The sequence below is a fragment of the Pseudomonas petroselini genome (genome assembly GCF_045037875.1).
In the GTDB taxonomy this organism is placed as follows: Bacteria; Pseudomonadota; Gammaproteobacteria; order Pseudomonadales; family Pseudomonadaceae; genus Aquipseudomonas; species Aquipseudomonas petroselini.
The window spans coordinates 2,899,383-2,914,911 of the sequence record NZ_CP173614.1; the positions used below are offsets into that span (position 1 = coordinate 2,899,383).

Below are 15,529 nucleotides of genomic sequence, written 5' to 3' on the forward strand. Positions count from 1 at the left end.
CAATGAGTACGCAGCCCTTGACCCATGGAACGGTACCCCAGCGCCTGGCGCATACCCGTGAACTGATGAGCCGTGAGGGCATTCACGCCCTGCTGGTGCCGTCGGCCGACCCGCACTTGTCCGAATACTTGCCGGGTTACTGGCAGGGGCGGCAATGGTTGTCGGGCTTTCATGGTTCGGTGGGGACATTGATTGTCACCGCGGACTTCGCCGGTGTGTGGGCCGATAGCCGCTACTGGGAACAGGCGAGCAAGGAGCTCAAGGGCAGCGGCATCGAATTGGTCAAGCTGCAGCCGGGTCAACCCGGTCCGCTGGAATGGCTGGCCGAGCAAACGCCGGAAGGGGGTGTCGTTGCGGTCGACGGTGCAGTGATGGCCGTGGCCTCGGCGCGCACTCTAGGCGGTAAGTTAGCGGAGCGTGGTGCGCGCTTGCGTACTGATATCGATCTTCTGGATGAAGTCTGGCGGGACCGCCCGGCGTTGCCGAACCAACCGATCTATCCGCACCTGCCACCGCAAGCCACCGTCAGCCGTGGTGAAAAACTCGCCTCACTGCGCGCCGCCTTGAAAGAGAAGGGCGCCGATTGGCACTTCATCGCCACCCTGGATGACATCGCCTGGCTGTTCAACCTGCGCGGCGGAGACGTTTCGTTTAACCCGGTGTTTGTGTCCTTTGCCTTGATCAATCAGCAGCAGGCCACGCTGTTTGTGGCGCTGAGCAAAGTCGATGCGCAACTGCAGGGCGTGCTGGAGCAAGATGGCGTGACGCTGCGCGACTATAGCGAAGTGGCTGGCGCATTGCGCGCGGTACCGGCAGGCGCCAGTTTGCAGGTCGACCCGGCTCGCGTCACCGCGGGCTTGCTGGAAAACCTCGATGCGGGCGTCAAGCTGGTCGAAGGACTCAACCCGACCACATTGGCCAAGTCCCGCAAGAGCCTGGCCGATGCGGAGCATATCCGCCAAGCCATGGAGCAGGATGGCGCGGCGCTGTGCGAATTTTTCGCTTGGCTGGACAGTGCACTGGGCCGCGAGCGCATCACCGAGCTGACCATTGACGAACACCTGACTGCGGCGCGCACCCGTCGCCCCGGTTATGTGTCGCTGAGTTTCAACACCATCGCCGCGTATAACGCCAATGGTGCGATGCCGCATTATCACGCCACTGAAGAAGAACATGCGCTGATCGAAGGTGATGGCCTGTTGCTGATCGATTCAGGTGGCCAGTACCTGGGCGGCACCACGGATATCACGCGGATGGTGCCTATCGGTACGCCGAGTGACGAGCAGAAGCGTGATTGCACCCGCGTACTCAAGGGCGTGATCGCCTTGTCCCGTGCACATTTCCCTAAGGGAATTCTGTCGCCGCTGCTGGACGCCATTGCCCGCGCGCCGATCTGGGCTGAAGGCGTGGACTATGGCCACGGTACCGGGCATGGCGTAGGGTATTTCCTCAATGTGCATGAAGGTCCGCAAGTGATTGCCTATCAGGCCGCCACCGCGCCGCAAACGGCCATGCAGCCGGGGATGATCACCTCCATCGAGCCGGGCACTTACCGTCCGGGCCGTTGGGGCGTGCGCATCGAGAACCTGGTGCTGAACCGCGAAGCGGGCGAGACCGAGTTCGGTGAGTTTCTCAAGTTTGAAACCCTGACCTTGTGTCCGATCGATACCCGCTGCCTGGAACCGTCGCTGCTGACGGCGGATGAGCGTGAGTGGTTCAACGCTTACCACGCGCACGTGCGTGAGCGTTTGAGCCCGTTGCTCAGCGGTGCCGCGCTGGAGTGGTTGCAGGTACGCACCGCCGCTATCTGATCGGCTGCGGTTCAGGAGCCTGGGCGAGGGCGTCGGCCATAGAGTCGACGCCCTCGCCTGGGGCCGGCTGTCGCCGATACCGCATGAATTGGCGTCAACGAAGAGCCGAATGTGTATCTGGCCTTTAATAGGAGCAGTCAGGGAGACTGCTCGAGCGATTACTTGCAGATGACGATCATGCTGCGGCTGGTGTAGCCGGCAGGGTTGAGGCCGAAGGGGTAATCCCCTGGTTCCTCGGAGTTGTCACCGGACTTTGCGATTACCCGGTAACCCTTGGCGCCGCAGGAGTTGGTTGCACTGGTGTAGCACTGGTCCCAGGAAGAGGACAAGCCGGAACAGTTGATATGCAGCCCTTTTTTGCCACGTTTTACTTCTGTCTTGGTGGTCGCGGCGCAGCCAGCAATGGCCATGACCATTAACAGTATCAAAATTCGCTTCATTCCTATCCTTAATAGCCGCCTCGCAATGTTAGAGGCAGGCTCTACTCGCTCTCGGGTGTAGCGTTCGCGCTGTCCTTGTCGAAATTCTCCATGAATGACATTCGTTTGCGGCTTAAACATGGCCTAAATGCGTGCTAAATGCCAGAGCTACATTCAAACAGAATTCAATCCGCTGGAACCAACGGCTTTGACTCGCTGCGCATCGTCACTGTGGCACCTACGGAGGCCAGAATGATGCAGGTGATTGCCAGCCACTGAGCGATGGATAAGTGCTCATGTAGGAATAGCAGGCCGGAAACAGCTCCGAAAGCGGGTTCGATGCTCATCAGGGTGCCGAAGGTGCGGGCGGGGAGGCGCGTCAGTGCCACCATTTCCAGCGTGTAAGGCAGAGCCGTGGACAGAATGGCGACGCCGATCGCGACCGGAATCAGTGCAGGCGTCAGCAATGCGCTGCCCGCATGGACGATGCCGATAGGCGCGACGAACAATGCGGCGATCATCACGCCAAGAGCGGCGGTCTGGACGCCGTTGTCATTACCGGCTTTCTGCCCATATAGAATGTAGAGCGCCCAGCAGACACCAGCCCCCAACGCGTAACCAGCACCGAGCAAGTCGATGCCACTGCTGGCTTCCCCCATGGGGATGAGTAGGAGAAGGCCGATAATTGCGAGGACAATCCACAGGAAGTCTACTGCGCGTCGAGAGGCATAGATGGCTACGGCAAGCGGCCCGGTAAATTCGAGGGCGACCGCAATACCCAGAGGCACGCTGCGCAAGGACATATAGAAGAGGAAGTTCATGCCACCCAGTGCCATCCCATAAACGATGACGGTGCGCAGGGATTTGGTCGTCAGCTTGGCGCGCCAAGGACGTAGGAGAAGCAGCATGATAACGCTGGCGAAAATCAGACGCAGGGCTGTGGTGCCTTGTGCGCCGACGATAGGGAACATGCTCTTGGCCAGCGAGGCGCCGGACTGGATGGAAGCCATGGCGATCAACAGCAGGCCGACGGGGAACAATGTCGAGGCCAGGCTGCGGGGGGAGGTGGTCATTGGAAGTGTTTGTCCGAGGTCATATTGATAGAAGCGTGGGCGCTATGATGCTTAAGTGTTTGCTATTGAGCAATATAGTGCTCAATTATCCTTTCCGACACCCTTTAAGGGGCCATGTTGGCGGTTTTCAGGTCCTTTGATAGAAAAAGCAAATTAAGGGTTGACGGCAGATTCTGGAAGTCTATAATTCGCCCCACTTCCGGCGCAGTCGAAACGGAAAACTCCTTGGTAAACAAAGAGTTAAGCAGGATTCGACAGCGAGTTGCTTCAGTTCATCGAAGCCCAGAAGGAGTTGGTAGAGCAGTGTTGTTTGGCTCTATTAACGTTTCGATCCTCTCGGTCGAAAGCGGAGAAAAAGAGGTGTTGACAGCAGCGTGTAACGCTGTAGAATTCGCCTCCCGCTAACGAGAGATCGGAAGCGCAAGTGGTTGAAGTTGTTGAAGAAATCTTCGAAAACTTCTGAAAATAATCACTTGACAGCAAATGAGGCTGCTGTAGAATGCGCGCCTCGGTTGAGACGAAAGATCTTAACCAACCGCTCTTTAACAACTGAATCAAGCAATTCGTGTGGGTGCTTGTGGAGTCAGACTGATAGTCAACAAGATTATCAGCATCACAAGTTACTCCGCGAGAAATCAAAGATGTAACCAACGATTGCTGAGCCAAGTTTAGGGTTTCTTAAAAACCCAAAGATGTTTGAACTGAAGAGTTTGATCATGGCTCAGATTGAACGCTGGCGGCAGGCCTAACACATGCAAGTCGAGCGGTAGAGAGAAGCTTGCTTCTCTTGAGAGCGGCGGACGGGTGAGTAATGCCTAGGAATCTGCCTGGTAGTGGGGGATAACGTTCGGAAACGGACGCTAATACCGCATACGTCCTACGGGAGAAAGCAGGGGACCTTCGGGCCTTGCGCTATCAGATGAGCCTAGGTCGGATTAGCTAGTTGGTGAGGTAATGGCTCACCAAGGCGACGATCCGTAACTGGTCTGAGAGGATGATCAGTCACACTGGAACTGAGACACGGTCCAGACTCCTACGGGAGGCAGCAGTGGGGAATATTGGACAATGGGCGAAAGCCTGATCCAGCCATGCCGCGTGTGTGAAGAAGGTCTTCGGATTGTAAAGCACTTTAAGTTGGGAGGAAGGGCAGTTACCTAATACGTGATTGTTTTGACGTTACCGACAGAATAAGCACCGGCTAACTCTGTGCCAGCAGCCGCGGTAATACAGAGGGTGCAAGCGTTAATCGGAATTACTGGGCGTAAAGCGCGCGTAGGTGGTTTGTTAAGTTGGATGTGAAATCCCCGGGCTCAACCTGGGAACTGCATTCAAAACTGACTGACTAGAGTATGGTAGAGGGTGGTGGAATTTCCTGTGTAGCGGTGAAATGCGTAGATATAGGAAGGAACACCAGTGGCGAAGGCGACCACCTGGACTGATACTGACACTGAGGTGCGAAAGCGTGGGGAGCAAACAGGATTAGATACCCTGGTAGTCCACGCCGTAAACGATGTCAACTAGCCGTTGGGAGCCTTGAGCTCTTAGTGGCGCAGCTAACGCATTAAGTTGACCGCCTGGGGAGTACGGCCGCAAGGTTAAAACTCAAATGAATTGACGGGGGCCCGCACAAGCGGTGGAGCATGTGGTTTAATTCGAAGCAACGCGAAGAACCTTACCAGGCCTTGACATCCAATGAACTTTCTAGAGATAGATTGGTGCCTTCGGGAACATTGAGACAGGTGCTGCATGGCTGTCGTCAGCTCGTGTCGTGAGATGTTGGGTTAAGTCCCGTAACGAGCGCAACCCTTGTCCTTAGTTACCAGCACGTAATGGTGGGCACTCTAAGGAGACTGCCGGTGACAAACCGGAGGAAGGTGGGGATGACGTCAAGTCATCATGGCCCTTACGGCCTGGGCTACACACGTGCTACAATGGTCGGTACAGAGGGTTGCCAAGCCGCGAGGTGGAGCTAATCCCATAAAACCGATCGTAGTCCGGATCGCAGTCTGCAACTCGACTGCGTGAAGTCGGAATCGCTAGTAATCGCGAATCAGAATGTCGCGGTGAATACGTTCCCGGGCCTTGTACACACCGCCCGTCACACCATGGGAGTGGGTTGCACCAGAAGTAGCTAGTCTAACCTTCGGGAGGACGGTTACCACGGTGTGATTCATGACTGGGGTGAAGTCGTAACAAGGTAGCCGTAGGGGAACCTGCGGCTGGATCACCTCCTTAATCGACGACATCAGCTGCTCCATAAGTTCCCACACGAATTGCTTGATTCATTGAAGAAGACGATAAGAAGCAGCCCGAAATTGGGTCTGTAGCTCAGTTGGTTAGAGCGCACCCCTGATAAGGGTGAGGTCGGCAGTTCGAATCTGCCCAGACCCACCAATTTTGTGTGGGAAACGCCTGTAGAAATACGGGGCCATAGCTCAGCTGGGAGAGCGCCTGCCTTGCACGCAGGAGGTCAACGGTTCGATCCCGTTTGGCTCCACCACTACTGCTTCTGAAAGTTTTGAAAGCTTAGAAATGAGCATTCCACCCAGACGGTGATGAATGTTGATTTCTAGTCTTTGATTAGATCGTTCTTTAAAAATTTGGGTATGTGATAGAAAGATAGACTGAACGTTACTTTCACTGGTAACGGATCAGGCTAAGGTAAAATTTGTGAGTTCTCTTAGTTGAGAAATTCGAATTTTCGGCGAATGTTGTCTTCACAGTATAACCAGATTGCTTGGGGTTATATGGTCAAGTGAAGAAGCGCATACGGTGGATGCCTTGGCAGTCAGAGGCGATGAAAGACGTGGTAGCCTGCGAAAAGCTTCGGGGAGTCGGCAAACAGACTTTGATCCGGAGATGTCTGAATGGGGGAACCCAGCCATCATAAGATGGTTATCTTAAGCTGAATACATAGGCTTAAGAGGCGAACCAGGGGAACTGAAACATCTAAGTACCCTGAGGAAAAGAAATCAACCGAGATTCCCTTAGTAGTGGCGAGCGAACGGGGATTAGCCCTTAAGTGGCTTTGAGATTAGCGGAACGCTCTGGAAAGTGCGGCCATAGTGGGTGATAGCCCTGTACGCGAAAATCTCTTAGTCATGAAATCGAGTAGGACGGAGCACGAGAAACTTTGTCTGAATATGGGGGGACCATCCTCCAAGGCTAAATACTACTGACTGACCGATAGTGAACTAGTACCGTGAGGGAAAGGCGAAAAGAACCCCGGAGAGGGGAGTGAAATAGATCCTGAAACCGTATGCGTACAAGCAGTGGGAGCCCACTTTGTTGGGTGACTGCGTACCTTTTGTATAATGGGTCAGCGACTTATTTTCAGTGGCGAGCTTAACCGAATAGGGGAGGCGTAGCGAAAGCGAGTCTTAATAGGGCGTCTAGTCGCTGGGAATAGACCCGAAACCGGGCGATCTATCCATGGGCAGGTTGAAGGTTGGGTAACACTAACTGGAGGACCGAACCGACTACCGTTGAAAAGTTAGCGGATGACCTGTGGATCGGAGTGAAAGGCTAATCAAGCTCGGAGATAGCTGGTTCTCCTCGAAAGCTATTTAGGTAGCGCCTCATGTATCACTGTAGGGGGTAGAGCACTGTTTCGGCTAGGGGGTCATCCCGACTTACCAAACCGATGCAAACTCCGAATACCTACAAGTGCCGAGCATGGGAGACACACGGCGGGTGCTAACGTCCGTCGTGAAAAGGGAAACAACCCAGACCGTCAGCTAAGGTCCCAAAGTTATGGTTAAGTGGGAAACGATGTGGGAAGGCTTAGACAGCTAGGAGGTTGGCTTAGAAGCAGCCACCCTTTAAAGAAAGCGTAATAGCTCACTAGTCGAGTCGGCCTGCGCGGAAGATGTAACGGGGCTCAAACCATACACCGAAGCTACGGGTATCACGTAAGTGATGCGGTAGAGGAGCGTTCTGTAAGCCTGTGAAGGTGAGTTGAGAAGCTTGCTGGAGGTATCAGAAGTGCGAATGCTGACATGAGTAACGACAATGGGTGTGAAAAACACCCACGCCGAAAGACCAAGGTTTCCTGCGCAACGTTAATCGACGCAGGGTTAGTCGGTCCCTAAGGCGAGGCTGAAAAGCGTAGTCGATGGAAAACAGGTTAATATTCCTGTACTTCTGGTTATTGCGATGGAGGGACGGAGAAGGCTAGGCCAGCTTGGCGTTGGTTGTCCAAGTTTAAGGTGGTAGGCTGAGATCTTAGGTAAATCCGGGATCTTAAGGCCGAGAGCTGATGACGAGTTAACTTTTAGTTAACGAAGTGGTTGATGCCATGCTTCCAAGAAAAGCTTCTAAGCTTCAGGTAACCAGGAACCGTACCCCAAACCGACACAGGTGGTTGGGTAGAGAATACCAAGGCGCTTGAGAGAACTCGGGTGAAGGAACTAGGCAAAATGGCACCGTAACTTCGGGAGAAGGTGCGCCGGTGAGGGTGAAGGACTTGCTCCGTAAGCTCATGCCGGTCGAAGATACCAGGCCGCTGCGACTGTTTATTAAAAACACAGCACTCTGCAAACACGAAAGTGGACGTATAGGGTGTGACGCCTGCCCGGTGCCGGAAGGTTAATTGATGGGGTTAGCTAACGCGAAGCTCTTGATCGAAGCCCCGGTAAACGGCGGCCGTAACTATAACGGTCCTAAGGTAGCGAAATTCCTTGTCGGGTAAGTTCCGACCTGCACGAATGGCGTAACGATGGCGGCGCTGTCTCCACCCGAGACTCAGTGAAATTGAAATCGCTGTGAAGATGCAGTGTATCCGCGGCTAGACGGAAAGACCCCGTGAACCTTTACTATAGCTTTGCACTGGACTTTGAATTTGCTTGTGTAGGATAGGTGGGAGGCTTTGAAGCGTGGACGCCAGTCTGCGTGGAGCCAACCTTGAAATACCACCCTGGCAACTTTGAGGTTCTAACTCAGGTCCGTTATCCGGATCGAGGACAGTGTATGGTGGGTAGTTTGACTGGGGCGGTCTCCTCCTAAAGAGTAACGGAGGAGTACGAAGGTGCGCTCAGACCGGTCGGAAATCGGTCGTAGAGTATAAAGGCAAAAGCGCGCTTGACTGCGAGACAGACACGTCGAGCAGGTACGAAAGTAGGTCTTAGTGATCCGGTGGTTCTGTATGGAAGGGCCATCGCTCAACGGATAAAAGGTACTCCGGGGATAACAGGCTGATACCGCCCAAGAGTTCATATCGACGGCGGTGTTTGGCACCTCGATGTCGGCTCATCACATCCTGGGGCTGAAGCCGGTCCCAAGGGTATGGCTGTTCGCCATTTAAAGTGGTACGCGAGCTGGGTTTAGAACGTCGTGAGACAGTTCGGTCCCTATCTGCCGTGGACGTTTGAGATTTGAGAGGGGCTGCTCCTAGTACGAGAGGACCGGAGTGGACGAACCTCTGGTGTTCCGGTTGTCACGCCAGTGGCATTGCCGGGTAGCTATGTTCGGAATAGATAACCGCTGAAAGCATCTAAGCGGGAAACTAGCCTCAAGATGAGATCTCACTGGAACCTTGAGTTCCCTGAAGGGCCGTCGAAGACTACGACGTTGATAGGTTGGGTGTGTAAGCGCTGTGAGGCGTTGAGCTAACCAATACTAATTGCCCGTGAGGCTTGACCATATAACACCCAAGCAATTTGACTACTCTAACGAGCATCAGATTGCGGTGTGTGAAGACGAAATGAACCGAAAGTTCGACGCTCACAAAGCACCGAAAGCTATCACATACCCAATTTGCTGAAGCGAGGCCAGCTGGCCACGACTCAGTACCCGAATTTCTTGACGACCATAGAGCATTGGAACCACCTGATCCCATCCCGAACTCAGTAGTGAAACGATGCATCGCCGATGGTAGTGTGGGGTTTCCCCATGTGAGAGTAGGTCATCGTCAAGATTAAATTCCGAAACCCCATTTGCGAAAGCAGATGGGGTTTTGTTTTGGGCGGTCGAAAAACGGGCGTGACAATTCCACGCTTCCTCTGTTGGCTTCAAGCAATCCGGCATCGTCTGTGAATACGGTATCTTCAAGAACCCACGCCTACCCTTTACGGCCTCCCAAATCATGCTCCAACCTGCCGTTGGGCAAATGGATACAAAGTGTTTCTGCATTTTTGGTATGGTGCAGCACATTTTCACAGGGATTGATATTTCATCCGCAGGACGCGGCGTCGACCTTCTTCAACGAGATGCTGTAGAAATGCCTGAACCGATAACGATCAAGGATCACGAAAAAGAGAACCGCCTGGTCAACAAGCGCCTGCTCGCCTGCGCATTGCTCGTGATTGGCATCACCTGTGCCCTGGTGGGGCGTATGTACTTCCTGCAGGTCGTACAGTTCGACTACCACTCCACGATTTCCGAGAACAACCGCGTTCACGTGCTGCCCATCACGCCGACGCGGGGGTTGATCTATGACCGTAATGGCGTCGTATTGGCCGATAACCGTCCCAGCTACAACTTGACCATCACCCGTGAGCGCACCACCGACCTCAAGGGCGAACTGGACGCCATCGTCAACTTGCTGCATCTGCCCGCCGAAGACCGCGCTGTATTCGACAAGGCGCTGAAACAGGCGCGTCACCCTTTCGTGCCTGTGACATTGTTTTATGAACTCACCGAAGAGCAGATCGCGCTGCTGGCCGTAAACGAATTCCGTCTGCCTGGGGTAGACGTAGAACCGCAATTCGTTCGCCACTACCCCTTGGGCGCTCACTTTGCCCATTCGATCGGTTACGTAGGACGGATCAACGAGAAAGAATCCAAAGCCCTCGACTCGGTGGAGTACCGCGGTACCCAGTCCATCGGCAAGACCGGTATTGAGCGCTTCTACGAGTCCGAGTTGCATGGCCACGTAGGCTATGAGGAAGTCGAGACCAATGCCCAGGGCCGCGTACTTCGCGTGCTCAAGCACACCGACCCGATTCCCGGCAAAAACATCGTCCTGAGCCTCGACGTCCATCTTCAGGAAGCGGCAGAAGAAGCCTTGGGCGATCGCCGAGGTTCAGTGGTTGCCCTCGACCCGCAAACCGGTGAAGTACTGGCGATGGTCAGCAAGCCGAGCTTTGACCCGAACCTGTTCGTTACCGGTATCAGCTTCAAGGAATATGCTGCGCTGCATGATTCCATCGACCGACCGCTGTTCAACCGCGTTCTCAGAGGGCTCTATGCGCCTGGCTCGACCATCAAGCCGGAAGTCGCCATCGCCGGCCTGGACAGTGGCGTCGTCACCGCCCAAACCCGCGTGTTCGATCCCGGTTACTACCAACTGCCGGACTTTGACCACAAATACCGCAACTGGAACCACAGCGGTGACGGCTGGGTAGACATGGACGCGGCGATTATGCGCTCCAACGACACCTATTTTTACGACCTCGCCCACAAGCTCGGCATCGACCGCCTGCACGACTACTTGGCTGAGTTCGGCCTGGGTCAGAAAGTGTCGCTGGATATGTTCGAAGAGTCAGCTGGCCTGATGCCTTCCCAGGCATGGAAGCGTGCCACCCGCCGTCAACCGTGGTTCCCGGGCGAAACGGTGATCCTCGGCATCGGCCAGGGCTATATGCAGGTCACGCCGCTGCAATTGGCCCAAGCCACCGCGTTGATCGCCAACAAGGGCGTATGGAATCGACCCCACCTGGCCAAGACCATTAATGGCGTGCCGCCGGTGGACGAAAATCCCATGCCCAACGTAGTCCTCAAGAACCCGCACGACTGGGAGCAGGTCAACCACGGCATGCAGTTGGTGATGCACGATCCTCGCGGTATTGCGCGTGCCGCCGCACAAGGCGCGCAATACCGCATCGCTGGTAAGAGTGGTACGGCGCAAGTGGTGGCGATCAAACAGGGCGAGCGTTACAACCGTGAAAAGACCCTGGAACGACATCGTGATAACGCGTTGTTTGTCGGCTTCGCGCCAGCTGAACACCCGAAAATCGTGATTTCGGTAATGATCGAAAACGGCGAGGCCGGTGGTCGCGTTGCAGGACCCGTCGTGCGCCAGATCATGGACGCCTGGTTACTCGACCAGGAAGGCCACTTGAAACCGCAATATGCGACGCCGGCCAAAGCGCCTGGAGACCCAAAAGTTTAAATCAAACCGTCCACTCGTCCCACCGCTCTACGTCCTCATAGACAAGCCAGGGCACATCATGGGCTGTCCAGATGTGCGCGGTGGGCCTGGCGCCCGGATCATCATCCAGCGTCGCCACCCGCACGATGACGTGCGGTTGATGCCCACGCTCCGCCATCAGATGTGAGCCGCAGCGCGAGCAGAAATGCCTGAATTTACCCGGCGACGACTCAAAGGACGCCAACAGCTCCGCGCCCTGGGTCCAGCGAAAGTGCTCACGCATTACGCCGGCTGTCGCCACGAATGCCGCCGCATGCACCTTGCGACAGCTGTTGCAGTGGCAGTGGCTGATGGGCATGTCGAGGCCGTCTACCTGATAGCGCACGCCTTTGCAGAAGCAACTTCCATTCAATAGGTCAGTCATAACGTATTGCCGGTTCAAGGATGGGGTCATCATCATTGCTTACAACCTAAGGTTGCGCATTATTTGATGTCGCCTACTGTCAATGGAGGAGGTGACTTATGCACGTATTAGATCGCATAGAACGAAAAGTCCTGCTCAACGCGTCACGTAAAAAGGTGTGGGAAGCCCTCACCGATGCCGAGCAATTCGGCAGCTGGTTTGGTATCGCTCTAAAAGGCAAAACCTTCGTGGCTGGGCAAACCCTCGAGGCGCCTATCACTTATCCGGGGTACGAACACGTGATCTGGAAGGCCAAAATCGAACGCATCCTGCCGCAAACGCTGTTCTCTTTCTGGTGGCACCCCTTCGCGGTCGAGAAGGGCATCGACTACGACCAGGAAACCCCGACACTGGTGGAATTCACCATTGAAGACCGAGCGCCGGGCATTCTGCTGAGGGTGGTCGAATCGGGCTTTGACGCCGTGCCGCAGGCCCGTCGGCAAAAGGCCTTCAAGATGAATTCCCGTGGGTGGGACGAGCAGATGGGCAACATCGAAACCTACCTGAACCAGGCCCGCCAGGCCTGATCCCCATGGGCATCAGGGTTGATGCCCGTTTTTCCTGTCGAAGCCTCGCAACAAATTTACGAGATTAAGATCTGCGCACACGGATGCCGAGTAGAATCACGCCCTGAAAGCGATTCCTGAGGTGCGGTACGGTGGATTTACAGCAGGGTTTTGTCCTGACCCGGCATTGGCGCGATACGCCGACGGGCACGGAGGTCAGTTTCTGGCTGGCCACCGACCAGGGCCCGAGGTTTATCCGCCTACCCGTGCAGACCTCCGTGATGTTCGTCCCCGAAGCCCATCGCAAGCCGCTGGATTGGCTGCTCAAGGGGGAGCGCGATATCGAATTGCGCCCGTTGCAGCTATGCGATTTCCACCACCGTCCCGTCCTGGGCTTGTATACGCGTCAGCATCGCCAGGCGATGGACGTGGAAAAGCGCCTGCGCGCCGCGGGTGTCGATGTCTACGAAGGCGACGTGCGCCCACCCGAGCGCTACATGATGGAGCGTTTCATCACTGCGCCCGTGTGGTTTGGCGGCACGCCCGATGTCAGCGGTGTGCTCTGCGACGCACAGATGAAGCCCGCACCCGACTACCGCCCGCCGCTGAAACTGGTGTCTCTTGACATCGAGACCACCGCCCAGGGCGATCTCTATTCAATTGCCCTCGAAGGCTGCGGCGAGCGCCAGGTGTATATGCTCGGCCCGCCGAACAAAACTGACGCGGTGGACTTCAAGCTCGACTACTGCGACACCCGCGCCCAATTGCTCGAGCGCCTCAACGAGTGGCTCGCCCAGCATGACCCCGACGCGATCATCGGCTGGAACGTGGTGCAATTTGACCTGCGCGTCCTCCACGAACATGCCCAGCGCCTCAACGTGCCGCTCATGCTCGGGCGTGGCGACGAGCCGATGGCCTGGCGCGAGCACGGCAGCCGCAACCATTACTTCGCCGCGGCCGCGGGGCGGCTGATCATTGATGGTATCGAAGCCCTGCGCTCGGCCACCTGGAGCTTCGAATCCTTCAGCCTGGAAAACGTCGCGCAAACCCTGCTGGGTGAGGGCAAGGACATCTCCACACCGTACCAGCGCATGGACGAGATCAACCGCATGTTCGCCGAGGACAAGCCCGCCCTGGCGCGCTACAACCTCAAGGATTGCGAACTGGTTACGCGCATTTTCGAGAAGACCGAACTGCTCAAATTCCTGCTGGAACGCGCCAGCGTCACGGGATTGCCGGCCGACCGCAACGGTGGCTCCGTCGCCGCGTTCACCCATTTGTATATGCCGTTGATGCACCGCCAAGGCTTCGTCGCGCCGAACCTGGGCGACAAGCCACCCCAGGCCAGCCCCGGCGGCTTTGTCATGGACTCACGCCCCGGTCTCTACGAGTCGGTGCTGGTGCTCGATTACAAAAGCCTCTACCCGTCGATCATCCGCAGCTTCCTGATCGACCCGGTCGGCCTGATCGAAGGCCTCAAGTACCCCGATGACAGCAACTCGGTGGAAGGCTTTCGTGGTGCACGTTTTTCCCGCACCCGGCACTGTTTGCCCGCCATCGTCGCGCGGGTCTCCGAGGGCCGTGAAGTGGCCAAGCGCGAACACAATGCACCGCTGTCCCAAGCCCTGAAAATCATCATGAACGCCTTCTACGGCGTACTCGGTTCCAGCGGGTGCCGCTTCTTCGACACCCGACTGGCCTCGTCGATCACGATGCGCGGCCACCAGATCATGCGTCAGACCCGCGAACTGGTCGAAGCCCAGGGCTACGAGGTGATCTACGGCGACACCGACTCCACGTTCGTCTGGCTCGGCAGCGCGCACACCCAGGAGGAGGCCAGCCGCATCGGCCGAGGGTTGGTGCAGCACGTCAATGACTGGTGGCGCGAGCACCTGCACACCACATTCGGCCTGCAAAGCGCCTTGGAATTACAGTACGAAACCCACTTCACGCGCTTCCTCATGCCGACCATCCGTGGCGCGGAGGAGGGCAGCAAAAAGCGCTACGCCGGCCTGGTGGTTCGCAGCGATGGCAGCGAAGACATGGTTTACAAAGGCCTGGAAACCGTACGCAGCGACTGGTCACCGCTGGCCCGCCGGTTCCAGCAGGAACTCTACCAGCGCATCTTCCATCGCCAGCCCCATCAAGACTACATACGCGACTACGTACGCCGCACCTTGAGCGGCGAGTTCGATGAGTTGCTGATCTACCGCAAACGCCTGCGCCGCCGGCTGGATGATTACGAACGCAACGTCCCGCCCCATGTGCGCGCTGCGCGCCTGGCCGATGAGTACAACGACCGCTTGAACCGGCCGCGCCAATACCAGCGCGGTGGCTGGATCAGCTACGTGATCAGCGTCAACGGCCCGGAACCGTTGGAAGTGCGCCAGGCGCCTATCGACTACGACCACTACGTCACCCGGCAATTGCAGCCGGTGGCCGATGCGATCCTGCCGTTCGTGAATGACGATTTCAGCACCCTGGTCGGTGGGCAAATGGGCCTGTTTTAAAACGCTTGCCTCGTTTGTGTGAGTGCCTGCACTCTTGGGCACTGACGACCCAGACACGGCGCCGCTTCCATGACCCAGATCACACTGACCGGCACCACGGTCGAACTCCTGCCCCTGCAAAGGGCACACAAGGCCGCCTTGCTCGAGGCCGCCGCCGATGGCGAACTGTGGAACCTCAAGGTCACCCACGTACCGGGCCCGGACACCGTCGATCAATACATCGACACCGCCTTGGCGGGGCGCGACGCTGGCACCATGATCCCCTTCACCCTAGTGCGTCGCGATACCGGCCAAGTGGTTGGCAGCACGCGGTTCTGGAAGGTCGACCGGGTCAATCGCAAGCTGGAAATTGGCCATACCTGGCTGGCGCTGTCCACGCAGAAAAGCGGCATCAATACTGAAGCCAAGCTGCTGTTGCTGACCTACGCTTTCGAAGTGCTCGACTGCGTGCGCGTGCAATTCACCACTGACGAACTCAACGAAAAATCCCGCGCGGCGATCCTGCGGCTCGGCGCCGTGCAGGAAGGCATCGTGCGCCACGAACGCATCATGCCCGACGGCCGCAAGCGCAACTCGGTGCGCTTCAGCATCATCGATTCGGAATGGCCGCAGGTGAAAGCCATCGTGCAGGCCAAACTGCAACGCTAGGAGGAAAAGC

8 protein-coding genes, 2 tRNA genes and 3 rRNA genes are annotated in these 15,529 nt (G+C 56.5%); 10 read left to right on the forward strand and 3 right to left on the reverse strand.

Annotation, left to right across the window (positions count from 1 at the left end; all coding sequences use genetic code 11):
• Positions 1 to 2: 2 nt before the first annotated feature.
• The gene (locus ACI512_RS13645) at positions 3 to 1,811 is read left to right on the forward strand and encodes an aminopeptidase P family protein (RefSeq protein WP_236381265.1); all 1,809 of its coding nucleotides are present in this window, start codon (positions 3 to 5) and stop codon (positions 1,809 to 1,811) included.
• Positions 1,812 to 1,969: 158 nt separating this feature from the next.
• Here ACI512_RS13645 and ACI512_RS13650 read toward each other — a convergent pair whose 3' ends face one another.
• Positions 1,970 to 2,251, reverse strand: a complete 282-nt coding sequence (locus tag ACI512_RS13650) for a hypothetical protein (RefSeq protein WP_016980214.1) — start codon at positions 2,249 to 2,251, stop codon at positions 1,970 to 1,972.
• A gap of 164 nt (positions 2,252 to 2,415) precedes the next feature.
• Complete coding sequence (rhtA, locus tag ACI512_RS13655; protein ID WP_122810606.1) at positions 2,416 to 3,303, reverse strand: threonine/homoserine exporter RhtA; 888 nt, start codon at positions 3,301 to 3,303, stop codon at positions 2,416 to 2,418.
• A 698-nt stretch (positions 3,304 to 4,001) separates the two neighbouring features.
• Between rhtA and ACI512_RS13660 the strand changes: the two genes are divergently transcribed.
• The 6 genes from ACI512_RS13660 to mrdA all read left to right on the forward strand — a co-directional run bounded on the left by ACI512_RS13660 (position 4,002) and on the right by mrdA (position 11,413).
• Positions 4,002 to 5,538: ribosomal RNA gene (locus ACI512_RS13660) — 16S ribosomal RNA — on the forward strand.
• An 82-nt stretch (positions 5,539 to 5,620) separates the two neighbouring features.
• A tRNA-Ile gene (locus tag ACI512_RS13665) sits at positions 5,621 to 5,697 on the forward strand.
• A gap of 30 nt (positions 5,698 to 5,727) precedes the next feature.
• Positions 5,728 to 5,803: transfer RNA gene (locus tag ACI512_RS13670), tRNA-Ala, on the forward strand.
• 249 nt (positions 5,804 to 6,052) lie between these two features.
• Positions 6,053 to 8,944, forward strand: a 23S ribosomal RNA gene (locus ACI512_RS13675).
• 157 nt (positions 8,945 to 9,101) lie between these two features.
• A 5S ribosomal RNA gene (rrf, locus tag ACI512_RS13680) occupies positions 9,102 to 9,217 on the forward strand.
• Together the 16S, 23S and 5S rRNA genes with 2 tRNA genes alongside form the textbook arrangement of a ribosomal RNA operon.
• Positions 9,218 to 9,520: 303 nt before the next feature.
• Complete coding sequence (mrdA, locus tag ACI512_RS13685; RefSeq protein ID WP_064052973.1) at positions 9,521 to 11,413, forward strand: penicillin-binding protein 2; 1,893 nt, start codon at positions 9,521 to 9,523, stop codon at positions 11,411 to 11,413.
• 1 nt (position 11,414) lies between these two features.
• Here the strand turns inward: mrdA and ACI512_RS13690 are convergent, their stop codons facing one another.
• Entirely contained in the window at positions 11,415 to 11,816 is a 402-nt protein-coding gene (locus ACI512_RS13690; RefSeq protein ID WP_236380975.1) for a GFA family protein, read from the reverse strand.
• A gap of 98 nt (positions 11,817 to 11,914) precedes the next feature.
• Here ACI512_RS13690 and ACI512_RS13695 point away from each other — a divergent pair, with 98 nt between their 5' ends.
• The 3 genes from ACI512_RS13695 to ACI512_RS13705 all read left to right on the forward strand — a co-directional run bounded on the left by ACI512_RS13695 (position 11,915) and on the right by ACI512_RS13705 (position 15,519).
• Positions 11,915 to 12,382, forward strand: a complete 468-nt coding sequence (locus tag ACI512_RS13695) for an SRPBCC family protein (RefSeq protein ID WP_064052974.1) — start codon at positions 11,915 to 11,917, stop codon at positions 12,380 to 12,382.
• 131 nt (positions 12,383 to 12,513) lie between these two features.
• Positions 12,514 to 14,871 carry a DNA polymerase II gene (locus tag ACI512_RS13700; RefSeq protein WP_236380973.1) on the forward strand — a complete coding sequence of 786 codons (2,358 nt, stop codon included), beginning with the start codon at positions 12,514 to 12,516 and terminating at the stop codon, positions 14,869 to 14,871.
• Positions 14,872 to 14,940: 69 nt separating this feature from the next.
• Positions 14,941 to 15,519 carry a GNAT family N-acetyltransferase gene (locus ACI512_RS13705; RefSeq protein ID WP_236380971.1) on the forward strand — a complete coding sequence of 193 codons (579 nt, stop codon included), beginning with the start codon at positions 14,941 to 14,943 and terminating at the stop codon, positions 15,517 to 15,519.
• The last annotated feature ends 10 nt before the right edge of the window (positions 15,520 to 15,529 follow it).

Excerpts from the sequence above, each read along its gene's own strand:
- ACI512_RS13645 (WP_236381265.1), top strand. The coding sequence starts at position 3 with ATGAGTACGCAGCCCTTGACCCATGGAACGGTACCCCAGCGCCTGGCG.
- ACI512_RS13650 (WP_016980214.1), bottom strand. The coding sequence starts at position 2,251 with ATGAAGCGAATTTTGATACTGTTAATGGTCATGGCCATTGCTGGCTGC.
- rhtA (WP_122810606.1), bottom strand. The coding sequence starts at position 3,303 with ATGACCACCTCCCCCCGCAGCCTGGCCTCGACATTGTTCCCCGTCGGC.
- mrdA (WP_064052973.1), top strand. The coding sequence starts at position 9,521 with ATGCCTGAACCGATAACGATCAAGGATCACGAAAAAGAGAACCGCCTG.
- ACI512_RS13690 (WP_236380975.1), bottom strand. The coding sequence starts at position 11,816 with ATGACTGACCTATTGAATGGAAGTTGCTTCTGCAAAGGCGTGCGCTAT.
- ACI512_RS13695 (WP_064052974.1), top strand. The coding sequence starts at position 11,915 with ATGCACGTATTAGATCGCATAGAACGAAAAGTCCTGCTCAACGCGTCA.
- ACI512_RS13705 (WP_236380971.1), top strand. The coding sequence starts at position 14,941 with ATGACCCAGATCACACTGACCGGCACCACGGTCGAACTCCTGCCCCTG.